Annotated in this window: 22 protein-coding genes; 17 read left to right on the top strand and 5 right to left on the bottom strand. The window is 67.5% G+C overall.

Translation table 11 applies throughout. From position 1 onward, the window contains the following. Positions 1-96 precede the first annotated feature (96 nt). Positions 97-417: a DUF8588 domain-containing protein gene (locus tag AC5QAB_RS04535; protein ID WP_425603907.1), complete on the bottom strand. Its 321-nt coding sequence runs from the start codon at positions 415-417 to the stop codon at positions 97-99. A gap of 45 nt (positions 418-462) precedes the next feature. On the opposite strand from AC5QAB_RS04535, the gene mltB reads away from it, so the two are divergent. The 3 genes from mltB to AC5QAB_RS04520 all read left to right on the top strand — a co-directional run bounded on the left by mltB (position 463) and on the right by AC5QAB_RS04520 (position 4,194). After that, positions 463-1,608 (top strand): lytic murein transglycosylase B, encoded by a 1,146-nt coding sequence (gene mltB / locus AC5QAB_RS04530; protein WP_032957863.1) that lies wholly within the window; start codon positions 463-465, stop codon positions 1,606-1,608. After that, the gene (locus tag AC5QAB_RS04525) at positions 1,605-2,873 is read left to right on the top strand and encodes a septal ring lytic transglycosylase RlpA family protein (RefSeq protein WP_197562142.1); all 1,269 of its coding nucleotides are present in this window, start codon (positions 1,605-1,607) and stop codon (positions 2,871-2,873) included. Before mltB ends, AC5QAB_RS04525 begins: the two co-directional genes overlap by 4 nt. A 100-nt stretch (positions 2,874-2,973) precedes the next feature. Continuing rightward, positions 2,974-4,194, top strand: a complete 1,221-nt coding sequence (locus tag AC5QAB_RS04520) for a D-alanyl-D-alanine carboxypeptidase family protein (protein WP_014648443.1) — start codon at positions 2,974-2,976, stop codon at positions 4,192-4,194. A 341-nt stretch (positions 4,195-4,535) separates the two neighbouring features. On the opposite strand, the gene AC5QAB_RS04515 is transcribed toward AC5QAB_RS04520, so the two are convergent. After that, positions 4,536-5,594 carry a lipid A deacylase LpxR family protein gene (locus AC5QAB_RS04515; protein ID WP_080281880.1) on the bottom strand — a complete coding sequence of 353 codons (1,059 nt, stop codon included), beginning with the start codon at positions 5,592-5,594 and terminating at the stop codon, positions 4,536-4,538. A 352-nt stretch (positions 5,595-5,946) separates the two neighbouring features. Between AC5QAB_RS04515 and AC5QAB_RS04510 the strand changes: the two genes are divergently transcribed. From AC5QAB_RS04510 to gnd, 7 genes are all read left to right on the top strand, one after another. Further along, positions 5,947-6,225, top strand: coding sequence for a YbeD family protein (locus AC5QAB_RS04510; RefSeq protein ID WP_005411067.1), 279 nt, complete (start codon positions 5,947-5,949; stop codon positions 6,223-6,225). Next, positions 6,213-6,923, top strand: coding sequence for a lipoyl(octanoyl) transferase LipB (lipB, locus tag AC5QAB_RS04505; protein ID WP_014648440.1), 711 nt, complete (start codon positions 6,213-6,215; stop codon positions 6,921-6,923). Before AC5QAB_RS04510 ends, lipB begins: the two co-directional genes overlap by 13 nt. A gap of 18 nt (positions 6,924-6,941) precedes the next feature. Next, positions 6,942-7,952 carry a lipoyl synthase gene (gene lipA, locus AC5QAB_RS04500; RefSeq protein ID WP_014648439.1) on the top strand — a complete coding sequence of 337 codons (1,011 nt, stop codon included), beginning with the start codon at positions 6,942-6,944 and terminating at the stop codon, positions 7,950-7,952. A gap of 247 nt (positions 7,953-8,199) precedes the next feature. Continuing rightward, the gene (locus AC5QAB_RS04495; protein ID WP_495233183.1) at positions 8,200-10,377 is read left to right on the top strand and encodes a carboxy terminal-processing peptidase; all 2,178 of its coding nucleotides are present in this window, start codon (positions 8,200-8,202) and stop codon (positions 10,375-10,377) included. A 214-nt stretch (positions 10,378-10,591) separates the two neighbouring features. Beyond that, the gene (locus AC5QAB_RS04490; RefSeq protein WP_197561929.1) at positions 10,592-11,188 is read left to right on the top strand and encodes a DUF2242 domain-containing protein; all 597 of its coding nucleotides are present in this window, start codon (positions 10,592-10,594) and stop codon (positions 11,186-11,188) included. A gap of 17 nt (positions 11,189-11,205) precedes the next feature. Continuing rightward, positions 11,206-12,444: a hypothetical protein gene (locus tag AC5QAB_RS04485; RefSeq protein ID WP_049407865.1), complete on the top strand. Its 1,239-nt coding sequence runs from the start codon at positions 11,206-11,208 to the stop codon at positions 12,442-12,444. A gap of 10 nt (positions 12,445-12,454) precedes the next feature. Continuing rightward, positions 12,455-13,360, top strand: a complete 906-nt coding sequence (gnd, locus tag AC5QAB_RS04480; RefSeq protein WP_014648435.1) for a phosphogluconate dehydrogenase (NAD(+)-dependent, decarboxylating) — start codon at positions 12,455-12,457, stop codon at positions 13,358-13,360. Between the two features lie 336 nt (positions 13,361-13,696). Here gnd and AC5QAB_RS04475 read toward each other — a convergent pair whose 3' ends face one another. Next, positions 13,697-14,740 (bottom strand): oxidoreductase, encoded by a 1,044-nt coding sequence (locus AC5QAB_RS04475; RefSeq protein WP_414614227.1) that lies wholly within the window; start codon positions 14,738-14,740, stop codon positions 13,697-13,699. Between the two features lie 170 nt (positions 14,741-14,910). On the opposite strand from AC5QAB_RS04475, the gene AC5QAB_RS04470 reads away from it, so the two are divergent. From AC5QAB_RS04470 to AC5QAB_RS04455, 4 genes are all read left to right on the top strand, one after another. Further along, positions 14,911-15,294 (top strand): BON domain-containing protein, encoded by a 384-nt coding sequence (locus AC5QAB_RS04470; RefSeq protein ID WP_014648433.1) that lies wholly within the window; start codon positions 14,911-14,913, stop codon positions 15,292-15,294. A gap of 192 nt (positions 15,295-15,486) precedes the next feature. Next, complete coding sequence (locus tag AC5QAB_RS04465) at positions 15,487-17,304, top strand: sensor histidine kinase (RefSeq protein WP_046432554.1); 1,818 nt, start codon at positions 15,487-15,489, stop codon at positions 17,302-17,304. Then, positions 17,301-17,741 carry a response regulator gene (locus AC5QAB_RS04460; RefSeq protein WP_005411057.1) on the top strand — a complete coding sequence of 147 codons (441 nt, stop codon included), beginning with the start codon at positions 17,301-17,303 and terminating at the stop codon, positions 17,739-17,741. The genes AC5QAB_RS04465 and AC5QAB_RS04460 overlap by 4 nt, the downstream gene beginning before the upstream one ends. Positions 17,742-17,745: 4 nt before the next feature. Next, on the top strand, positions 17,746-19,257 hold the full coding sequence (locus AC5QAB_RS04455; protein ID WP_046432552.1) for an ATP-binding response regulator: 1,512 nt from the start codon (positions 17,746-17,748) through the stop codon (positions 19,255-19,257). Between the two features lie 75 nt (positions 19,258-19,332). On the opposite strand, the gene AC5QAB_RS04450 is transcribed toward AC5QAB_RS04455, so the two are convergent. After that, the gene (locus tag AC5QAB_RS04450) at positions 19,333-20,076 is read right to left on the bottom strand and encodes a proteasome-type protease (RefSeq protein ID WP_032960219.1); all 744 of its coding nucleotides are present in this window, start codon (positions 20,074-20,076) and stop codon (positions 19,333-19,335) included. A gap of 89 nt (positions 20,077-20,165) precedes the next feature. On the opposite strand from AC5QAB_RS04450, the gene folK reads away from it, so the two are divergent. Further along, a complete protein-coding gene (gene folK / locus AC5QAB_RS04445) occupies positions 20,166-20,651 on the top strand; it encodes a 2-amino-4-hydroxy-6-hydroxymethyldihydropteridine diphosphokinase (RefSeq protein ID WP_014648428.1) in 486 nt (161 codons plus the stop codon). A 65-nt stretch (positions 20,652-20,716) separates the two neighbouring features. Here the strand turns inward: folK and AC5QAB_RS04440 are convergent, their stop codons facing one another. Further along, on the bottom strand, positions 20,717-21,454 hold the full coding sequence (locus tag AC5QAB_RS04440; RefSeq protein WP_019660663.1) for a pteridine reductase: 738 nt from the start codon (positions 21,452-21,454) through the stop codon (positions 20,717-20,719). A 59-nt stretch (positions 21,455-21,513) separates the two neighbouring features. On the opposite strand from AC5QAB_RS04440, the gene AC5QAB_RS04435 reads away from it, so the two are divergent. Next, positions 21,514-22,698, top strand: coding sequence for a class I SAM-dependent methyltransferase (locus AC5QAB_RS04435; RefSeq protein ID WP_014648426.1), 1,185 nt, complete (start codon positions 21,514-21,516; stop codon positions 22,696-22,698). Continuing rightward, a complete protein-coding gene (locus tag AC5QAB_RS04430) occupies positions 22,695-23,087 on the top strand; it encodes a VanZ family protein (protein WP_495202270.1) in 393 nt (130 codons plus the stop codon). The genes AC5QAB_RS04435 and AC5QAB_RS04430 overlap by 4 nt, the downstream gene beginning before the upstream one ends. The last annotated feature ends 46 nt before the right edge of the window (positions 23,088-23,133 follow it).

The following is a 23,133-nucleotide window of genomic DNA, read 5'->3' as shown; positions in this document are numbered from 1 at the left end:
ACTTCCTGACTGCGCAACGCCCGTTGTGTAAGCGTTCTCACACCGATGCACGACAGCACGCCCGCTGACGAAAGTCCGCAAAAAACGTTAGCTGGTTCACACTTTTACACCGCGTTGATCTTGATCAATGGACTTGTCGTAATCGGCCTGCACAATGGCGGCCCGTTCGGCACGGCGCGCCGTCAATCGTTGCAGCGCGAGGGGGCGTCGGGCGGGAAGCAGTACTGATCCAACGGGTACAGGGAGCGCGGGGTACTGCCACTGGGGAGCGGCAGCCGCGCAGGTACCGACCGGATCCGGTCGCCGGTTGCGTCTGCGGGGATGGGGACGCAACCGGCAACCTCTATCTGAATGGGGAAGGGCGATCACGATGTCTTCACATTTCCCGCTGGTCGCAGGCAAATCGTTGTGATTCATGGTGTTAGGGGTTTTAATTCATCCATGACCTGCTAACCTGCGACGATGATTCGACGCACTCTGGCCTGCATGCTCACCCTCGGCCTGGTCGCCTGCGCGACCCAGCCGAAGTCCCCACCGTCTTCGCCCCAGGCCAGCAGTACGCCGCGCCAGCCCGCCGCCAAGGCCCATGGCCCGGCCGAGGCCGCGCCTGAAGCCACCGCCGCCACCGCGGCGCCTGTCGATCTCACCCCGGTGCCGTTCGAGGTCGCACGGGCCCGCTTCATTGCCGATACCGCCAAGCGCTATGGCCTGAAGCCGGAGCAGATCAGCAGCGTGCTCGACCAGGCGCAGGTGCGCCAGCCGATCATCGCCGCGATGTCGCGCCCGGCCGAACGGGTCAAGCCGTGGAATGAGTACCGGCCGATGTTCATCAGCAAGGCGCGCATCGATGGCGGCCGCGCGTTCCTGGCCGAACACCGCGCCGAACTGGATCGCGTGCAGCAGCGCACCGGCGTGCCGGCCGAAGTGATCGTCGCGATCATCGGCGTGGAAACCAGCTACGGCAGGAATGCCGGCAGCCATCGCGTGCTCGATGCGCTGTACACGCTGGCGTTCTATTACCCGCGCAGCGGCGACCCGGCCAAGCTGGAACGCGAAGTGCGCCGCGAGCTGTTCTTCCGCGATGAGCTGGCCAAGCTGTTCGAGCTGGGCCACGAAGAGAAACTGGATATCACCACGCTCAAGGGCAGTTATGCCGGTGCGATGGGCATGGGCCAGTTCATGCCGTCCAGCTATCTCGACTACGCCGTGGACGGAAACGGTGATGGCCGCCGCGACCTGTTCACCAGCTACGACGACGTGTTCTCGTCCATCGCCAACTACTTCGTGAAGAAGGGCGGCTGGGTGCGTGGCGGGCAGGTGGCCGTGCCGGCCACGCTGGCGCCGGGCCGCGAGGAGTTCAATCCGACCGAATGGATGCCGACCTGGACGATGGCCGACCTGGCGCAGCGCGGCTACCAGCCGGGCGCGCCGGTGCAGCCGGGCGCCACCGCCACGCCGATCACGCTTGAAGGCAGCACCGGCAAGCAGTACTGGCTGGGCTTCCAGAACTACTACGCGATCACCCGCTACAACCTCTCGAAGATGTACGCGATGGCCGTGTTCCAGTTGTCCCAGGCCATCGCCGGACAGGAGCTGCCCCCGGCATGAACATCAGATGGCTGGTCCCAGGCTTGATCGTCCTCGCGCTGGCTGCCTGCAGCAGCGCGCCGAAGAAGCCGGCCACGGCCGGCCATGGTGGCAAGTCCGGCGGCACGCTGGTGCAGGGGCGTGGCTCGCGCCCGGCACACTGCCCGGAAGGGTCACCGTACGCGGCGGCCAAGGAAGACCTGAGCACCCGCGGCAACTACACTGCCGGTGGCCTGTACAAGCCGGGCGTGCGTGACAGCACGCCGGATTACATTCCCAACGTGGCCTGCATTCCCGAGCCGGAAGTGACCGCCGAGGAGCGCTCGGCGATCGGCAACAAGTCGCCGTACGTGGTGCTGGGGAAGTCGTACAAGGTGCTCGACGATACCCACGACTATGTCGAGCGCGGTACCGCGTCGTACTACGGCGCCAAGTTCCATGGCCGCCTGACCTCCAACCGCGAGGTCTACGACATGTACCAGTTCACCGCCGCGCACAAGACGCTGCCGCTGCCCAGCTTCGCCCGCGTGACCAACCTCGACAATGGCGAGTCGGTGATCGTGCGCGTCAACGACCGCGGCCCGTTCCACGATGGTCGCGTGGTCGATCTCAGTTATGCCGCCGCCGTGCGCCTGGGCATCACCCAGCGCGGTACCGGCAACGTGGAAGTGCGCGCGCTGCAGCCGGGCGAGAGCAACCTGCTGGCGCAGAAGCCGTCCCGCCGCGAGCGTCGTGCCGCCGAAGCGGCAGCTGCGGTGGCCAGTGCACGCCCGGCAGCGACCGCGCGCGCCACTGCCGACAGCGATATCGATCGCCTGGTCAAGCGCCTGCCGGCCGATGGCATGCCGGCACGCGGCCAGCCGGCCACCACCCAGGGCGTGGCCAGCACCGTGCCGGACGTGGCGGTCAGCAGCCTGCCGCCGAGTGCACCGCCGCGCAGCACCGCACCGGCGCCGGTTGCAGTCGCCAGCGCCGCGCCGCGCGCCGTCGCGCCGGCTCCCGTGCGCACCGTCGCCGCCACGCCGGCGGCACCCAGCCTGTCGCAGCAGGTGGTGGGCGCGGTGATGGTGCAGGTCGCCAGCTTCTCCAGTCGCGACAACGCCAACCGTGCGATGGGCCAGCTCAACGCTGCCGGCATCGTCGGCGCGACCATCAGCGACATCGCCGCCGGTGGCCGCACCCTGTTCCGTCTGCGCGTTCCTGCCACCGACCATGCCAGTGCCGCGGAACTTGCCGGCCGCATCGCCGGTCTGGGCCTGGGTTCGCCGCAGATCGTCAAGGATTGATCCGCCCGGGCCGGTGCTGCCGGCCCAGGCTCCCCCGGCCTTACAATGGCCGTTACGTTCCACCCTCCATTCCCGGCCGTCCCCTGGAGCCTGCTGTCCAATGAATTTCCGTTCCGCCGCCACCGCCCTGGCCGCCACCCTGGTGGTGGGCCTGGCTTCCGCCCAGACGCCGCTGCCGACCCCGGCCACGCCGGCGCCTGCCGCCGCCGCTGCCGCCCCGGCCACCGTCGCGACCCCGCCGGCCCCGGCCCCGAGCGTGTCCAAGGCCTGGGTCCTGATGGACTACGCCACCGGCCAGGTGCTGGCCGGCGAGAACATCCACGAGCAGCTGGCCCCGGCCAGCATCACCAAGGTGATGACGTCGTACGTGGTTGCCGCCGAGGTCAAGAACGGCAAGGTCCGTGCAGATGACCAGGTGATGATGAGCGAGCGCGCCTGGCGCGAAGGTGGCGCCGGTACCGACGGCAGCTACAGCGGCTTCCCGGTCAACCAGACCGCACGCCTGGAAGACATGGAAAAGGGCATGGCGATCCAGTCCGGCAATGACGCCGCGATCGCCCTGGCCGAGCATGTGGCCGGCAGCGAAGAAGCTTTTGCGTCGCTGATGAACAGCTACGCCGCCAAGATCGGCATGAAGGACTCGCACTTCGTCAACGCCCACGGCCTGACCGCACAGGGCCACCACAGCACCGCCTACGACCTGGCGCTGCTGGGCCGCGCGATGGTGCGTGATTACCCGGAAACCTACGCGTACAACAAGATCAAGGAATTCCAGGTCGGCAACATCAAGCAGCCGAACCGCAACCTGCTGCTGTGGCGCGATGGCAGCGTGGATGGCATCAAGACCGGCCACACGTCCGAAGCCGGCTACTGCCTGATGAGCTCGGCCCAGCGTGGCGACCAGCGCCTGATCGCCGTAGTGCTGGGTGGTGCTTCGGAGAAGCAGCGTGCCGACGACAGCCTGGCCCTGCTGAACTGGGGCTTCCGCTTCTTCGAGACCCACCGCCTGTACGAACCGGGCAAGGCCGTGGCCGAGCACAAGGTCTGGAAGGGCACCACCGACAAGGTACAGCTGGGCGTGGCCCAGCCGATGCTGGTGAGCGTGCCGCGCGGCCGCTACAACGACCTGAAGCCGAGCATCGACGTGCCCAAGACCCTGGAAGCACCGTTCACTGCCGGCCAGCAGATCGGCACCGTGAAGGTCACGCTGGATGGCAAGGTCATCGCCGAGGCACCGCTGGTGGCCGTGGCCGCCGTCGAGCAGGCCGGCTTCTTCAAGCGCCTGTGGGACAGCTTCTGGATGTGGTGGGAATCGGAATGATCCACGCCTTTGCGTGGTGAACGAAAAGGCCGGCAAATGCCGGCCTTTTCTGTTTCGGAAGGCCGCTTCCCCCCGCACGCGGGGGGTAGAGCCGGCCGCTGGCCGGCTCCGCGTGAGCCCATCCGGATGCGGGTCGTGCCGGCCGCTGGCCGGCTCCCCATGACCCCACCCGGATGCGGGTAGAGCCGGCCGCTGGCCGGCTCCCCAGCAACTCATCCGGAACTGCCGGCAGCCGGCCAGCGGCCGGCACCACCTGCAGCGCCTGACTTGCAGCGAGCGATGCGGTAACCGGTGTGCCGACCAACGGTCGGCACCTACCCGCTTCACCCTCAGCCCCTCGCCTACAGCGAGCGGCTGATGGTGAAACTGCCGAACACCGGCGATTGGCGCTGGCCGTTGAACTCCCGCGTGCTGTGGTAACGCGCAGCGGCGAACTTCCAGCGTCCGTACATCACGGCCACGCCATAGCCGCCGTAGGCCACCACATGGCGCTTGTCCACGCTGTGACTGTTGCGGAACGTGTTGCCATCCAGCGTGATGTCGCGGATCACCCAGGCCGCGTCCGAGGTCGCGAACAGGTGCCAGGACCAGCCATTGGGACGGCCGCTGCGGGTCGGTGCCGTGTTCTCACCGGCCGGGCGCAACGGCGTGCTGCCGAAGTCGTCCGGCAGCTTCCAGCCGAAGCGCACTTCACCGCCGAGGTTGGCCTTGGTTTCCAGGTTGCCGATCGAGCCGCCGTAGTGGCTGATCGCGTCCCAACCCCAGCCGTCGGCATTGATGCTGGCATCACCCGGCCAGCGGCGCATGCGCTCATGGGTCAGCATGAACAGCGGCTCGTTGTGCAGCTGGTTGTCCCAGCCCTTGAATTTCTCGTCGCCCAGCACTTCGTGCACGGCATTCTGCACCTGCTTGCCCTGTGCCCACGGGCCAACTACGCCCAACGTCAGCTGGGTGGTCTGCAGGCGGTCGCCGCTGCGCGCATTGAAACCGAAATTTGCGATCAGTACGCCCGCGTAAGGGCGGTCGTCCTCGATCAGGTCCCTGCGGCTGAAATCGGTCGGGGTGAAGATGCCCTGGCCGATGCTGAAGATCATGTTCTGCTGTTCGAACCTGCCCGGATGCAGGCCTTCCAGGTACTGGTTCACCCAGCGCGCCATGCGTGGAAGGCACGGGTCGTCGGTGTAATCGACCAGATTGGGCGAGACCAGGGTCAACAGCGCACCGTTGGTATAGCCCTGGTCCTGGTGGCGGCCGCCGAACAGGTCGTTGTCGACGCGGAAATTGACCTGCGGCGGGTGATCGCGCATCGCGTCCGGGCCACATTGTTCGGCCGCCTGGGCGGCAAAGGGGAGGGCAGAGGCCAGCAGGCCGGCCAGCCCGAGGGCTGCGACACTACGCATGGATGGAATGCTCATGGGGAAGGAGGCGGTTTTCTGTCGTTTTCTGCAACGCTACGGTACTCGTGCCCGCGCGCCGGAACGAGCACGTTGGGATCACTTGTCTGTTCCGAAAACAACATTGTCCGGCGGACACAATTCGTTACCCGCGCACGCGCCGCAGGCTTGGCGTGAAGGCGACTGCAGGCCGCGCGCACGATGCCCCGGTCAGTGAGGGGCCGAAAGAACCAGTCAGCTGCCGTTGGGCTCTCCGCCCCCGCTTTTGGGCCAGCTGCAACGCAGCAGGCCGCCAGTGCTGTCTTTGACGTTGATGAATACTCTTGGGTTTGTTGCCCTGCGGCCCGATAATGGGGCCATGGAAATCAAGTCCGACAACCCCGACCACGGCTTCCAGTTCCCCGGCCAGTTCGAGCTCAGCGCCATGGGCCCGGCCAACCGCGGCCTGGAGCATGAGCTTCCCCGTCTGCTGCTGGCTGCCGGCATCGATGTGGTGAACGAACGCATCAGCTGGAAGCATTCGTCCAACGGCAAGTACGTGTCCGTCCGCATCGTGTTCAAGGCCGAGAGCCGCGAGCAGTACGACCTGGCGCACCAGGCGCTGCGCGACCACCCGGAAGTGAAGTGGACGCTGTAGCCGACAGCTGCCCGGCCGAAGCCGCCCCGGAAGACCGCGCGCCGCGTCCGGCGGTGGTCCGCGACCTCGGCCGCCAGGCGTACGAGCCGGTGTGGCGCGCCATGCAGCGCTTCACCGACCAGCGCAGCGACGCCGACGCCGACGAACTGTGGGTAGTCGAGCACGATCCGGTGTTCACCCTGGGCCAGGCCGGCAAGGATGAGCACGTGCTGGCGCCGGGTGACATCCCCGTGCTGCACGTGGACCGTGGCGGCCAGGTGACCTATCACGGGCCCGGCCAGATCGTGGTCTACCCGCTGTTGCGCCTGCCGCGGCTGGGCATCGGTGTGCGCGACTACGTGTGCCGCATCGAGCAGGCCCTCATCGATACCCTGGCCGAGTGGAACATCGGCGCCGAACGCCGCGAGGGCGCCCCGGGCGTCTACGTCGGTGGCGCCAAGATCGCTGCGCTTGGCATCCGCGTGCGCCGCGGCTGCACTTTCCATGGCCTGGCCTTCAACGTGGCCATGGACCTGGAACCCTTCCACCGCATCAACCCCTGTGGCTATCAGGGGTTGCAGGTGACCTCGGTGGTAGACTTGGGCGGCCCCTCCGGGCTGGATGCCGTCAAGCCGGTGCTGCTGGACCACCTGGCCCGCCAGTTCGGCCTGCTGCTGCAGCACACGCCGGAACTGCCCGATCTTTCTGCGGCCGCCTGACCGCCCCCCGGAACTGCCATGACTGAAACCACCGCCCGTTCCATTCCCCTGCAGATCGTGCAGGGCGACTCTCCGTCCGCCGCGCCGTTGCAGGCCGGGGTCAAGCAGCTGGGCGGTGACAAGATCAACCGTTCGCCGGTGCAGTTCGCCGACGCGCCGGTGCTGCGCAAGCCGTCCTGGATCCGCGTGCGCATTCCCTCGGGCAACGCCGTGCAGAACCTCAAGGCCAAGCTGCGCGAGAACCGCCTGGTGACGGTGTGCGAGGAAGCCAGCTGCCCGAACATCCACGAATGCTTCGGCCATGGCACCGCCACCTTCATGATCCTCGGCGAGGTCTGCACCCGCCGCTGCTCGTTCTGCGACGTGGCCCATGGCCGCCCGAAGCCGCCGGATGCCAACGAACCGGCCAGCCTCGGCCAGACCGTGGCCGACATGGGCCTGAAGTACGTGGTGGTGACCAGCGTCGACCGCGATGACCTGCGTGACGGCGGTGCCCAGCACTTCGTCGACTGCATCACCGCCATCCGCGAAAAGTCGCCGGGTACCCGCATCGAGGTGCTGACCCCGGACTTCCGTGGCAAGGGCCGCATGGAGCGCGCGCTGGAGATCCTGGCGCAGAACCCGCCGGATGTGTTCAACCACAACATCGAGACCGTGCCGGACCTGTACCGCAACGTGCGCCCGGGTGCGGACTACCAGTGGTCGCTGAACCTGCTGAAGAACTTCAAGGCGCAGCACCCGGACGTGCCGACCAAGAGCGGCATCATGCTGGGCCTGGGCGAAGACTTCGAACAGATCAAGGCCACGATGCGCGACCTGCGCGCGCACGATGTGGACATGATCACCATCGGCCAGTACCTGCAGCCGACCGCGCATCACCACCCGGTACTGAAGTACTGGACCCCCGAGGACTACAAGGCGCTGGAAGACTACGGCTACGCGCTGGGCTTCAGCCACGTGGCGTCCGGCCCGATGGTGCGCTCGTCGTACCACGCTGACGTGCAGGCCAAGGGCGCCGGCGTCTCCTGAGGTGGGTGCGGACCGTTGGTCCGCATACCTCTGCCTGCCGTAGAGCCGAGCCCATGCTCGGCTGCCTGCTGCCGGCCAGCCGAGCATGGGCTCGGCTCTACCTGCATTCACAATTTGCTACACCGGCCCGGCTAGGCTGGTTTTCCACCGAGCGCGGCCGGATGACAAACCCGGCAACTTTCGGCACTGTCGTGGTGTCTGAACACCCTGCAGTCTCCCCCTTGGCAAGGCGCCTTCGAGCACGTCAATGAAATTCAAAGCCCCCGCATTCCTGATGGCCCTGGCGCTGGTCGCGCCGCTGGCGCTGGCGGCCAAGGCCGACTCGCCCGCATTGCCCGCGGCGGCCACCGCCGATCAGGTGACCACCTCCAAGCTGGTGTACGGCCTGCTGTCCGACAGCCGCTACGCCTACCGCCCGCGCGCGCTGGACGAGGCCACCTCCAAGGACGTGTTCAAGCGCTACCTGGAGACCCTGGACGGCGGCAAGCAGTACTTCACCCAGGCCGACGTGGCGCGCTTCGCGCCGTTCGAAGCCAACATCTCTTCGGCCATCCGTGGCGGCGAGCTGGAGCCGGCGTTCCAGGTGTTCGCGGTCTACAAGCAGCGCGTCGGCGAGCGCGTGGCCTATGCGCGCAAGCTGCTCAAGCAGGAGCCGGACTTCACCACCGACGAGCGCTTCGAATACGACCGCAAGAAGGTTCCGTGGGCGGCCAGCAGTGCCGAACTGGATGAGCTGTGGCGCAAGTCGGTGAAGAACGACTGGCTGCGCCTGAAGCTGGCCGGCAAGAAGCCGGACGACATCCGCAAGACGCTGGACAAGCGCTACGCGACGCTGGAGAAGTCGGTCAACGAGCTGAAGGGCGAAGACGTCTTCCAGTTCTTCATGAACGCCTACACCAGCGCTGTCGATCCGCACACCGACTACTTCACCCCGCGCACCGCCGAGAACTTCAACCAGGCGATGTCGCTGTCGCTGGAAGGCATCGGTGCGCAGCTGCAGCGGCAGGACGACATGGTGGTGATCCGCGAGATCATCGCCGGTGGTCCGGCCGCAGTGGACGGCACCCTGAAGCCGGGGGACCGCATCGTTGGCGTTGGCCAGGGCAAGTCCGGCCTGGTCGAGGATGTGATCGGCTGGCGCATCGACGACGTCGTGGCCAAGATCCGCGGTGCCAAGGATACCCAGGTCAAGCTGGAATTCATCCCGGCCGCCGAGGGCGTGGACGGCAAGCACCACACGCTGGTCCTGACCCGCCAGAAGGTGCGCCTGGCCGAACAGGCCGCCAAGGGCGAGACCATGAGCATCCCGGCCGCCAACGGCGAACCGGCGCGCAGGATCGGCGTGATCAAGCTGCCGACCTTCTACCAGGACTTCGAAGGCCGTCGCCGCAACGCCGCTGACTACGCCTCGGCCACCCGCGACGTCGCCAAGCTGCTGGCCGGCTTCAAGAGCGACAAGCTGGATGGCGTGGTGCTGGACCTGCGCAACAACGGGGGGGGCTCGCTGGATGAAGCGATCGAACTGACCGGCCTGTTCATTGAACAGGGGCCGGTGGTGCAGGTGCGCGAGTCCGGTGGCCGCGTTACCGTCAACAGCGACCGCAACCAGGGCGTGGCGTGGGACGGCCCGCTGGCGGTGCTGATCAACCGCGGTTCGGCCTCGGCCTCGGAGATCTTCGCCGGTGCCATCCAGGACTACGGCCGTGGCCTGGTGATCGGTGAAACCAGCTTCGGCAAGGGCACCGTGCAGAACATCGTCGACCTCGATCGCTGGCCGAGCGGCGAAACCCAGCGCTTCGGCCAGGTCAAGCTGACCATCGCCCAGTTCTTCCGCATCAGCGGCAGCAGCACCCAGCACAAGGGTGTGGTGCCGGACCTGGCCTTCCCGGCCAGCGTCGATGCCACCGAATTCGGCGAAAGCACCTACGACAACGCCCTGCCGTGGACCCGCATCGCCGCCGTGCCGCACACCCAGTACGGCAACTTCGCGCCGCTGCTGCCGAAGCTGGAGACCCGCCACGACGCGCGCATCGCCACTGACAAGGAATTCCAGTGGTGGAACGAGGACGTGGAGCAGTTCCGCACCGAGGCCGCGAAGAAGTACATCTCGCTCAACGAGGCGACCCGTCGTGCCGAGCGCGAGCGGCAGGACGCCCAGCGCAAGGAGCGCCAGGTGCAGCGCAAGGAACTGGGCCTGGCCCTGGACCCGCTGGCCGACGACAGCAGCGACGATGGCCTGACCGGCAACGAGCGCGACATCGTCAAGGATGCCGCCCGTGAGAAGGCCGCTGAAAAGCGTCCGGACCCGCTGCTGCGCGAGTCGGCCTCGATCCTCGCTGACGCGGTCAATCTGCTGGCCAATGACCGCCCGCTGTCGGCCCAGGTGCTGCCGCAGTCCACCGGCGCGGGGCGCTGGGCGGACTGAGCCGGAGACGGCATGCAATACCCGAGGGGCCGGCATTGCCGGCCCCTTGTCGTAAAAGGGGACGGAGGGAATTAAGTCGTTTGTGGCACAAACGACTTAATTCCCTCCGTCCCCTTTTTCGTGCATGAACCGGGAGCAACATGGGAGGGTATGTCGACCTGCCGCACACGGGGGTGGGACTACCCTTGGTGCTTCCGTTCTCGCAGGAGTACCCATGCGGGCCTCCCGTCTTTCCAGCGCCGCCGCGGCGCTCACCAGTGCCCTGATCCTCTCGGCCTGCGGTGGCCGTGCCGCCGAGAGCACCGTGTTGCGCGAGTCCTTCGACTCCGGCGATACCTTCTCGCGCACGGTCGATGGGCGCCCGGGCGAAGCCTGCGAAGCGGCGCGCCGCACGCTGCTCAGCCAGGGCTATGCCATCGCCCGTTCCGACGATGCACAGGTGGAAGGCAACAAGAACTTCCAGCCGCGCGAGGATGACCATGAGCAGCTGGTGCTGCGCATCTCCTGCGCCCCGCGTGGCGGCCAGACGCTGGTGTTCGTCAGCGCAGTGCAGGATCGCTATGCGCTGAAGAAGAGCCCGACCTCGGCCAGTGTCGGTGTGGGAGCGCTGGGTTCGGTATCGCTGCCCTTCGGCAGCAACGACGACTCGCTGGTGAAGGTGGCCAGCAGCACGGTCACCGATGCCGAGTTCTATCGTCGCTTCTTCCAGCGCCTGCAGCAGTACCTGCCGGCCGCGGCGGGCAAGCCGTCGCCATCGCCGGCCGCGGCACCGGAGCCCGCACCCGCACCGGCGGTCACGGACCAGGGCTGAGCGTGCGCGGCAGGTGGCTGATTGCAGCCCTGCTGCTGGCGCCCGCGTGGGTCGTCGCAGCGCCATCCCCGGACTGTACGCAGGGCCTGTTGCAGCGGTTGGGGTGGCGCTTCGAGGATGCCGAGCTGCGCACACCGCAGGTACACAAGGGCCCGGTGTGTACGCGTTCCTCGCTCGCCGCGGCACAGGCAGCGGGTGACCTGCGCGTACGCTGGCCGGCGGATCTGCCTGCAGGCGAACGACAGGCACTGCTGCAGCAGCTGCTGGAAGACCCTGCTACGGTCTGCGCCTATGCCTTCGAGCTGGGGGCGGCCACGCGGCGCGCGACCTCGGCATTGCAGGGCAATGCCACGTTCCGCTTCTCCGGCCCGCAACTGGGCTGGATCGGCTTTGGTCTGCGCGGCGCGCCCGCACAGGGCTGGCAGCGTACGCGCAGTTTCGGCCGTGGCTTCGTGCCCAGTGCGGGCAACAGCCATGCGCTGCAGGCGTTCTACAGCGGTGCCGTGCGCGCCGAGTGCGGTGTCGGCCGCCAGGTCGCGCAGCTGGCCACCCAGCGCGAGCTGTATGGCGATGCTGCGTTCGATACAGAGTTCGCAGCGGATGAACTGTCGATCGGCACCTTCCTCGCGCTGCGCGCCACCGACAGCATCCTGCTTGGCGCGCACGCGGGCGAGTTCTTCGCCGATGGCAAGGCGGTGCGCACCTCGGCGATGGGGCGGCAGGCGTTCGTGGGTGTGCCCGGCTTCATCGAACATGTGTACGACAACGGTACGCTGGATGACCTGAGCAACCAGGCCGAGAACTTCGTGGTCGTCACTGTGGGCGAGGGCGCTGCGCAGGCCCTGGCGCAGCACGGCGGCCTGGCCTGGTACGACCAGCGCAATGCCGAACTCTGGAAACTGGCGCAGGACATCCCGCGCATCGGCCAGCGCTACTTCGAGCGCCTGCTGTTCGAGCGCGATCCGCAGTTGCGCGCACGGCTGGCGCCGCGCTACCACGACACGCTCGCGCGCATGGACCAGCTGCTGGACGATCCGTTCTACCAGCAGTTCGTGATCTATGTGCATCCACGCGGTATACGTCCCATCGGCTACCACGTCGCCCGCCTGCTCGATCGCAACCCGCGAACCCCGTTTTCGATCGACCTGGCGGTGCACAATCTGCATACCACGCTCTACCGGCGTTGGCGCGAGGCGCAGCTGCGCCACTGCGCGGCTACCGGCAGGCCAGGCAGCCTGACCCTAGACCCCAACTGAAGGTGAAACAATGGATATTGCAATGATCGGCCTCGGCCGCATGGGCGCCAACATGGCCCAGCGCCTGCATCGCGGCGGCCACCGCGTGGTCGGCTACGACCCGGGCGAAGGCGCCCGCCAGCGCGCCGCCGAGGCCGGCCTGGAGGTGGTTGATTCGCTGGCCGCCGCCGTGGCCGCGCTGCCGGTGCCGCGCGTGGTGTGGCTGATGGTACCGGCCGGTGAAACCGTCGATCAGACGCTGGGCCAGCTGACCCCGCACCTGGCCGAGGGTGACATCGTCATCGACGGCGGCAACTCCAACTACCAGGACTCGATCCGCCGCGCCAAGGCGCTGGCCGAGGATGATCTGGGCTACGTCGACTGCGGCACCAGCGGTGGCGTGTGGGGCCTGCAGGAAGGCTACAGCCTGATGGTCGGTGGCGAAGCGTCGGTGGTGGAGCAGATCGCACCGTTGCTGCGCACGCTGGCCCCGGCCGAAGATCGTGGGTGGGGGCGCGTCGGCCCGTCCGGTGCCGGCCACTTCACCAAGATGGTCCACAACGGCATCGAGTACGGGATGATGCAGGCCTATGCCGAAGGCTTCGCGTTGATGGAGCGCAAGCAGGAGATGGAGCTGGACCTGGCGCAGGTGGCCGAGGTGTGGCGCCACGGCAGCGTGGTGCGTTCGTGGCTGCTGGACCTGAGCACCGAAGCCCTCAAGCGCAATCCTTCGCTGGATGGCATTGCCCCGTACGTGGAGGATTCCGGCGAAGGCCGCTGGACCGTGGCCGAAGCCATCGCGCTGGATGTGCCAGCACCGGTGATCACGCTGTCGCTGCTGGAACGCCTGCGCTCGCGCGAATCGAATTCGTTCACCGACCGCCTGCTGTCGGCGATGCGCAATGAATTCGGCGGCCACGCCATCAAGAAGTCGTAAGCACTGCGGTGGCGTCAGAGCCCTTCGGCGTTGCCGAAGGGATCCGGCCCCAGGCAGATCGGGGTCGGATCCCTTTCCGCGGGAACAGGCTCTGACCCCATGCAGCCAATCGAGCATGGCTCGACTCTACAAAAGCCTTCTTCGGTCATTGCCACGTCATCCACGCATGGCGTGGATGTGTCGACCAAGGTCGACACCTACCGTCGGGCGCGGATAACTGTCGAAGGCGGGGGGGGCCGCCATCTCACGGGTAGCCGTTTTTTGCAGTTGCTGTTGAGGTTGCCGGCCAGCGGCCGGCACTACCGCTTGTGCGGGTGCAGGGCGAAGCCCTGCCGATCACCCCAACGCGATCCGCCGCCCTTCGCGCGCGCTGTCCATGCCGGCCTGCAGCAACCGCATCAGCTGCAGCGCCTGCACCGGGCTGACCGTGGCTTCGCCCTCGCCGTGCATCGCCGCCGCGAACTGCGCATACAACCGGCGATAGTCGCCGGGCAGGTTGTCGACGGTGCTGCGTTGCACGTTGTCTTCGGTATCGCAGCGCACCAGCTCGCCATGCTGCGGATCGATGCCCCAGCCTGGTGCGCCCGGCGCCACGCCGCGGCGCAGCTGCGCCTCCTGCACGTCCACGCCGTGCTTGATCCAGCTGGCGGCGCTGCCATGCACACTGAAGTGCGGCGTCTGCGCTGCCACCAGGGAACCGGCATGGACGATCGCCCGATGCCGTGGGTAGTGCAGTATCGCGTGGAAGTAATCGATGCCGCCGCCACCTTCGCGCTGCACGGCCAGGTCGGCATCGATTGCCTCGGGCCAGCCGAACAGCACCAGCATCTGGTCCAGCAGGTGCGGACCGAGGTCGTACCACAGGCCACTGCCGGGCCCGTCCTGTTCGCGCCAGCGGTCGCGCACCTGCGGACGGTAACGGTCGAAGTGCGCGTGGCACTCGGCCACGTCGCCCAAGCTGCCTTCGGCCAGCAGCGACTGCAGGGTGAGGAAGTCGGCATCGAAACGCCGGTTCTGGAACACGGTGGCGATGCGCCCGGCATCGCGTGCCGCAGCCAGCACCGTTTCCGCTTCGGCCACATCCAGCGCGAACGGCTTGTCGACCAGCACATGCTTGCCTGCCGCTAGCGCCGCGATGGCCAGTGGCGCGTGCTGTTCGTTCGGCGTGGCGATCACTACGGCATCCACGGCCGGATCATCGAATACCTGCTGCGGCGTGGCACGCACGTGCACATCGCTGAACGCACGCAGCAGGGTGTCGCGTTGTGAACTGACGATGCTGTGCAGCGCCAGCCCGGGGGTGTGCTGGATCAGCGGTGCATGGAAGACGCGGCCGGCGAGGCCGTAGCCGATCAGGGCCAGTTGCAGGTCGGGGCGCATGGCAGGGCTCCGGCAGTGGGAAGGGCAGGGTAAACGAAGGGTGCTGGCAGTCCAAAACTGAACGGTTGCCATTGGAAACGTTTCGATTCACGGCGGCATGACCGCAACGCCACGCCTGCTCTACGGTGGGTTGTCCAGACTGGCAGCACATTCCGAAGGAGTACGACACGATGAGCAATACCACCCGCACGCTGATTGCTTCCGCCCTGACCCTGGGCCTGGCGCTGTCCTCCTCGGCCGCATTCGCCAAGGACCCGGCCGCGAAGAGCCCGCCGACCAGCACCCATCCGACGACCCATGCCGATCGTCACGACTCCAATGAGCCGGTGACCGATACCTGGATCACCACCAAGGTGAAGGCCGACCTGCTGGCCAGCAGCAACGTTCCGGGCACCGAGATCAAGGTGGAAACCGTGAACGGCGTGGTCAGCCTGAGCGGTGCCGTCGCTACGCAGGCGGAGAAGGACAAGGCGGTCAACACCGCCAAGGGCATCAAGGGCGTGACCCGCGTCGATGCCGCCGCGCTTAAGGTCAGCGCCGCTGCCAAGCGCTGAGCATCCACCGACCGTTGAACAGGGTGGGCGCCCCGAGGGGGGCGCCCACTCGCGTATGGGGCCGGCTGCGGGGGCCCGTTCAGCCTGCCGCGCTTTGGACTCCAGAGTTGTGATTGCCTGCGCTATATTGCCGGTTCCGCCGCAGCCGGGCTCGTCCCGGGTCCCGCTCCGCGGCCGTGCTGACGAGGAACTATGGCGCTGGTTTTCAGTGACGACATCTGGGACCGCTGGCGGTTGCCGGCCCTGGCGCTGGCGGCTGCCGCGATCATCGTGGTGCCGTGGTTGACCCTGCGCAAACTGCAGCAGGACAGCGAAGAGGCGATGGCCTGGGTCAACCACACCCAGTCCGTTGGTGTGGCGCTGCAACAGCTGCAGGCCGATGTGCGCGACGTCGAATCCGCCGCGCTGACCCTGTCCAAGGGCGTGGATGCGCCCGGCCTGCGCGAGCGGATGGCCAAGGCCAACGAGATCCCCGGGCGCCTGGCCGAACTGGGCCGGATGACGCGTGACAATCCCGATCAGCTGATCCGCATTGGTCGGATCGAATCGATGCTCGAAGGCCGCATGGCGCTTGCCCGCGAGCTGGCCCGGTCCGAACCGAACTCCGACCAGCGTGAGCTGGTGCAGGACCTGAGCACGCGTTATCCGATCCGTGGCCTGGTGGAGGAGCTGCAGGCCAGCGAGCAGAATCTGCTGGCACTGCGCGCCCAGCAGGCCGCGCGCCAGCGCAAGCAGACCGAACTGGTGTCGTGGAGTTCGCTGGCGATCCAGCTGGCCCTGCTCGGCCTGGTGCTGTGGCTGCTGCAGCGGCAGATCGGCCGCCGCCTGCATGCGGAACGGCAATCGCTGCGCTCGGCCGCACGCGCGGCGTCGGTGCTGCAGACCGTGCGCGAACCGATCGTGCTGCTCGACCGCGACCTGCGCGTGCAGCTGCACAACCCGGCGTTCGCCGAACTGTATGACCTGCAGGACGAGCGCGCCGATGGCCTGCTGCTGGAAAACATCGGCGACGGCGCCTGGCGGGATCCGGTGGTGCGCCAGCGCCTGGCCGATGTGCTGTCGCGTGGCCGCGAACTCTGGGACTTCGAGCATGAGCAGCGTACCGCCGATGGCATGGTGCGCTACATGCTGCTCAACGCACGGCGCATGCCGCTGCCCGACACCGATGACGAAGTGGTGCTGCTGACCATCAGCGACGTCACCATGCAGCGCGCAGTGCAGCTGCGCGTGGAAGAGCTGAACCGCCAGCTGGAGGGCAAGGTCGCGCAGGTGTCCGAGGTCAACCGCGAGCTGGAAGCCTTCAGCTACTCGGTTTCGCATGACCTGCGTGCGCCGCTTCGCCACGTGGCCGGATTCTCCGACAAGCTGTCGCGCCACCTCGGCGACGCCGCCGATGACAAGAGCAGGCATTACCTGGAGGTGATCTCCAGTTCGGCCCGGCGCATGGCGGCGCTGATCGACGACCTGCTGGTCTATTCGCGGCTGGGCCGCGCGGCGATGCGCCAGCAGGCGGTGGACATGCAGTCGCTGGTGGCCGATACCCGCGCCATGCTCGATGCCAACCTGCAGGCCGAGGCCGAGAACAGCGGCCATGCGCACCACGTGGAGTGGAGCATCGCGCCGCTGCCGATCGTGGTGGGCGACGAGAACATGATCCGCCAGGTCTGGCTGAACCTGCTCGGCAACGCGGTGAAGTACTCGGGCAACCGCGAGCCGGCGAAGATCCGCGTGGACTACCAGCCGCAGCCCGATGGCGGCCATCAGTTCACGGTCAGCGACAATGGTGCAGGCTTTGACATGGCCTACGCCGGCAAGCTGTTTGGTGTATTCCAGCGCCTGCACAAGGCCAGCGACTACCCGGGTACCGGCATCGGCCTGGCCAGCGTGCGCCGCGTGCTGACCCGCCATGGCGGCCGTATCTGGGCCGAGGCCGAACCGGACGTCGGCGCCACCTTCCACTTCTACCTGCCTCCCGCGATCGACGCGGACAAACAAGGGCCTTCTGCATGACCACTCTGCGCACCATTCTTCTCGCCGAAGACAGCCCGGCGGATGCCGAAATGGCGATCGATGCCCTGGAAGAGGCGCGTCTGGCCAATCCCATCGTGCACGTCGAAGACGGCGTGGAAGTGATGGACTACCTGCTGCGCCGCGGCGCCTTCGCCAATCGCGAGGAAGGCCTGCCGGCGGTGCTGCTGCTGGACATCAAGATGCCGCGCATGGATGGCCTGGAAGTGCTTCGGCAGATCCGCGAGCATGAAGAACTCAAGCGCCTGCCGGTGGTGATCCTGTCGTCCTCGCGCGAGGAAAGCGATCTGGCCCGCAGCTGGGACATGGGCGTGAACGCCTACGTGGTCAAGCCGGTGGACGTGGACCAGTTCTTCGGCGCGGTGCAGACCCTGGGCAAGTTCTGGGCGTTGATCAACCAGGCACCGGAACTCGAGTGAGCCCATGCCCCTGACCGGTCCCGCCCTGGGGGCGCTGCGCATCCTGCTGGTGGAAGACTCACCAGAGGATGCCGAGCTGATGTCCGAACAGATGCTCGACGCGGGCCTGGACGCCCGCTTCGAGCGTGTCGAGAGCGAGGCGGAACTGCGCCAGGCACTGGCTGCGTTCCAGCCGGACATCGTGCTGTCCGACCTGAGCATGCCGGGGTTCTCCGGTGATGACGCGCTGCGCATCGTGCGCGAGACCTCGCCGGACGTGCCCTTCATCTTCGTCTCCGGCACGATGGGTGAGGAGAACGCGGTGGCGGCGCTGCAGAAGGGCGCCAATGACTACATCATCAAGCATCTGCCGGCGCGCCTGCCGTCGGCGGTGGCGCGTGCGATCCGCGATGCACGCAGCGCGGTGGAGCGTGCACGGGTGGAAACCGAGCTGATGCGCGCGCAGCGCCTGGAAAGCCTGTCGCTGCTTGCTGCCGGCCTCAGCCATGACCTGCGCAACATCCTGCAGCCATTGCTGATCATGCCGGACCTGCTGAAGGCGCGCACCGAGGATCCGCAGCTGCACCACCTGGCCGATGTCATCGCCGAGTGCGGTCGCCGTGGTCATGAGATGGCCGAATCGATGCTGTCGTTCGTGCGCGGTTCGCGCAAGCCGAGCGAGCGCATCGAGATCGATGGCCTGTTCGATGCGGTTGCACTGCTGTTGCGCAGCAACGTGCCCGATGCCGTGCGCCTGGAACTGCAGGTGCAGGACGAAGGCCTGGTGGTCGATGCCAACTACACCGAGCTGCAGCAGGTGATGTTGAACCTGGCGCTCAACGCGATCCAGGCGATGCCCAACGGCGGTCGCCTGAGCCTGACCGCCAGCCATGCCGGCCAGCGCGATGGCGTGGACTGGATGCGGATCTGCGTGGCCGATGAAGGCATCGGCATGGATGCAGACACGCTGTCGCACCTGTTCAATCCGTTCTTCACCACCAAGGCCGACGGCACCGGCCTGGGCCTGATTTCCTGCAAGCGCATCGTCGAAGGTGCCGGCGGCAGCATCCATGTCAGCAGCCAGCCGGGGCAGGGCACCTGCTTCGAACTGCACTTGCCGATGCACGAAGCCAGCGACGGCAGTGAGCCGATCGAGCAGCTGGTGGCCCTGGGCAGTGGCCAGTCGATCCTGGTGGTCGATGGCGAGGCCACGCGCCTGTCGTTGCTCGGCAATGCGCTGTCAAGCCAGGGATATCAGCTGCAGCTGGCCTCCGATGGCCCGGCGGCGCTGCGCTGGATGCAGCAGGAGGCAATGCCGGCGCTGGTGATTGCCGACGCCGGCTCGAAGTTGTTGCCGGCCAGCCAGCTGCTGGGCGAGATGGCCACGCTGGGCTATCGCGGCCCGGCGCTGGTGCTGGAAGACGCAGCGGTGGAGGTGGCGGCCGATGCATTTCCCGCTGGCGTGCAGGTGCACGTGCTGCGCAAGCCGCTGCAGATGCAGCAGGTGTTCCGCGCGGTGTCCGAAGCGCTGGGCTGATGTCGCGGTAGTGCCGGCCGCTGGCCGGCATCCCTGTGTGGTGGGATCAACGCGGTTGCCGGCCAGCGGCCGGCACTACCGTTCGGCAGGTTCCCAGGGGAAGCGTGGCAGGGCGTCCACTGCCTGTTCCAGCCGCCGCGACCAGTTCTGGTGGATGTCCGCATACAGCGTGGAATCCGCACCCAGCCGCAGCTGCTGGCCGATGCGCAGTTCGCCGTCGCGCAGCAGCGCCAGGTCGATCGGCAGGCCCACCGACAGGTTGGAACGGATGGTGGAGTCCAACGAGACGATCGCCGTGCGTGCGGCATCCTCCAGGCGCGTGGCCGGGCTGAGGATGCGGTCGAGGATCGGCTTGCCGTACTTGGATTCACCGATCTGCAGGTAGGGCGTCTCCGGCGAGGCGGCGATGGCGTTGCCGAGCGGATAGATCATGTACAGCCCGGGGCGCTCGCCGGCGATCTGCCCGCCGAAGATCAGCGTGGCCTGGGTATTGACCCCATCGTGGCCATGTTCGCTGTGGTTGCTGTGCACCTGGCTGTCCACCAGCAGCTGGCCGACGTACTCGGCGGCTTCGAACAGGTGGGTCATGTCGCGCAGGTTGGGCGCGCGCCGTTCGTCGGCATCGCGCCCCAGGCGCGACACCAGCAGCTGGGTGGTGGCCAGGTTGCCAGCCGCCATCAGCACGTAGGCTGCCTGGCCGGGATACTCGAACACGTGCAGCTTGCGGTGCACGCGCACATCGTCCAGCGAGGCATTGGTCCGGGTGTCGGCAGCGAAGACCAGGCCCTCGTCCACCTCGATTCCAACGCAATAGGTCATGTCGGTGCCCTATCATGTGCATCCCGGATTGTAGGCAGGCCGCCGTGACGACGGCATGTCCACGCCCCCATTGCTGCCACCTGAACCGCATGACGACCGTGCTCCTGAGCCTGGGCAGCAATGTCCAGCCCCGCCGCTACCTCCACGCCGCGGTGGCGGCCCTGCGCGAGCGCTTCGGCGCGCTGCAGGTATCGCCGGCCTACCGTACCGCCGCGGTCGGCTTCGATGGCCCGGCCTTCCTCAACAATGCGGTGGCGATCGAGACCGATCTGCCGCTGCAGGAGCTGGACGACTGGCTGCACGCGCTGGAAGACGCGCACGGTCGCGACCGCAGCGGGCCGCGCTTCTCCGACCGGACCCTGGACATCGACGTGGTGTTCTATGGCGACCTGGTGCTGGAAGGCCCGGGGCACCTGCGCATCCCGCGGCCGGAGCTGAAGCACGCGTTCGTGCTGAAGCCGCTGGCCGACATCGCGCCGGGCTTCATCGACCCGGTCAGCGGGCAGGACCTGGCCACGCTGTGGCGCGCGCACCCGCAGTTTGGCGAGGCGTTCGAGGTGGTGGATCTGGAGTGACGGGGTCAGATCCCTTTTCCCGCCGGGAAAAGGGATCTGACCCCGTTGTGGACCCCGGCAACCTTTCAGCTGACCGTACGCCCGCCATCCACGCGCAGGGTGTGGCCGGTGACGAAGCTGGCCTCGGCCACCAGCCAGTACACCGCCTCGGCGATCTCCTCGACGGTGCCGATCCGCGCCAAAGGCGTGCGTGCCAGCAGCGCCTCGCGGGCGAAATCATCCTTGCCCTGTTCCGGCCACAGGATCGCACCCGGCGCTACTGCGTTGACCCGCACCTTCGGCGCCAGCTCCAGCGCCAGCGCGCGCGTTGCCATCTCCAGCGCGGCCTTGGCCATGGTGTAGGCGATGTGGTCACGCATCGGGTCGGTGCCGTGCAGGTCGGTGAGGTTGACGATGCAGCCCTGCTGGCGGCGCAGGTAGGGCGCTGCCGCCTGTGACAGCAGCAGCGGCGCGCGTGCATTGACCGCATACAGCGCGTCCATCGCCTCGGCGGTGACCTGGCCGAGCGGGGTGGGGAAGAAATTGGAGGCGTTGTTGACCAGCGCGTCCAGGCGGCCGAAGTGGGTGACGGCCTGTTCGACCAGGTCGGGCAGGGCGTCGGCGTCACGCAGGTCGGCCTGCAGGGCCAGCACGCTGCCGGGGCGCACGTTGTCGAAATCGAACGCGGCCTGCTGCAGCTCGGCGCTGGAGGTATTGGCATGCAGCACCACCGACCAGCCACAGGCGTGGAACTGGCGGGCGATGGCCGCACCGATCCGGCGCGCGCTGCCGGTGATCAGGACCACGGGGTGGGTATCGCTCATCGAGGGTCCTCCAAGGCTCGGCTATCCTGTGCACCATTGTCACCGCATTCGAAGACGCCATGCAGCCCACCTTCCCCCTGCCCGAAGCCGATGCCCTGGCCCACAGTGACCAGCTGGCCGCTGCCCTGCGCGCCGAAATCCTTGCGCAGGGCGGGGCAATGCCGTTCTCCCGCTTCATGGAGCTGTGCCTGTACACCCCCGGCTGGGGCTATTACAGCGCCGGCGCCAGCAAATTCGGCGGCAGTGGCGACTTCACCACCGCGCCCGAGCTCGGCAGCCTGTTCGCCGGGAGCGTGGCCAACGCGCTGGCGCCGGTGTTCGCCCAGCTGGGTACGCAGGCGCGGATGCTGGAACTGGGCGGTGGTACCGGCGCCTTCGCCGAAGCGGTGCTGCTGCGCCTGGCCGAGCTGGACGCGCTGCCGTCGCGCTACGCCATCCTCGAACCCAGCGCCGACCTGCGCGAGCGCCAGCAACAGCGCCTGCAGCAGAACCTGCCGGCCGAGCTGGCCGCACGCGTGGACTGGGTCGATCGCCCGTTCGAAGAGGACTGGGAGGGCGTGGTGTTTGCCAACGAAGTGATCGACGCGCTGCCGACGCCGCGCTTCCTGATCCGGGATGGCGAGGTCTACGAGGAAACCGTGGAACTGGACGCCGAAGGCAACTTCATCCGTGGTGCGCAGCCGGCCGACATCCTGCTCAACGGTGCGGTGCGCCACATCGAGCGCTACCTGGAGCGCCCCTTCGCCGAGGGCTACCGTTCCGAGGTGCTGCCGCAGCTGCCGTACTGGTTGCAGGCGGTGGCGGGCGGCCTGCAGCGCGGCGCGATGCTGTTCATCGACTACGGTTACAACCGCGGCGAGTTCTACCAGCACGACCGCGATGAGGGCACCGTACGCGCGTTCTACCGCCACCACGTGCACAACGACGTGCACCGCTGGCCGGGCCTGCAGGACATCACCGCGTCGGTGGATTTCACCGCGATGGCCGAGGCCGGCATGCACGGCGGTTTCGAGCTGGCGGGCTACTGCAGCCAGGCCAGCTTCCTGCTCGGCAACGGCCTGGACCAGGTGCTGTCGCTGGCCGAGGAGCGCACCGATGAAGTCGGTCGTATCCAGCTGCGCGACCAGGTGAAGAAGCTGACCCTGCCGACCGAGATGGGGGAGCGCTTCCAGGCGATCGGCCTGCAGCGCGGCGTCGACTTCGAGCCCGCCTTCGAGCTGGGTGACCTGAGCTGGCGCCTGTGAACGATGCGCTGCCGCTGATCAAACCACTGCGGCGGCCGCGGCTGTGGACCGCACTGTGGTTCAGCGCGGTGCTGCTGGTGATCGTGGTCTGCCTGATCCCACCGCCACCGATTCCGTTGCCGGAAAACGGCGACAAGGGTGAGCACTTCCTCGCCTATTTCATCCTGGCTGGCAGCGCGGTACAGCTGTTCCGGCGCGGACGTCCGCTGCTGTGGGTGGGCGTGGGCCTGGTGCTGATGGGGATCGGCATCGAGTTCGCGCAGGGCGCATTGACCGATGACCGCATGGCCGATCCGATGGACGCGCTGGCCAACACGATCGGCGTGCTGGCCGGCCTGGCTACGGCACTGACCCCGCTGCGCGATCTGCTGCTGCGCTGGCGCGGGTAAGGTTCCTGTAGAGCCGAGCCCATGCTCGGCTTCCTCCCAAAGGCAG

The sequence above is a fragment of the Stenotrophomonas sp. YJH_SMC_127 genome (assembly GCF_059372445.1).
Note: the sequence above shows the minus strand (reverse complement) of the source record. Positions and strands in the feature narration are given on the sequence as shown.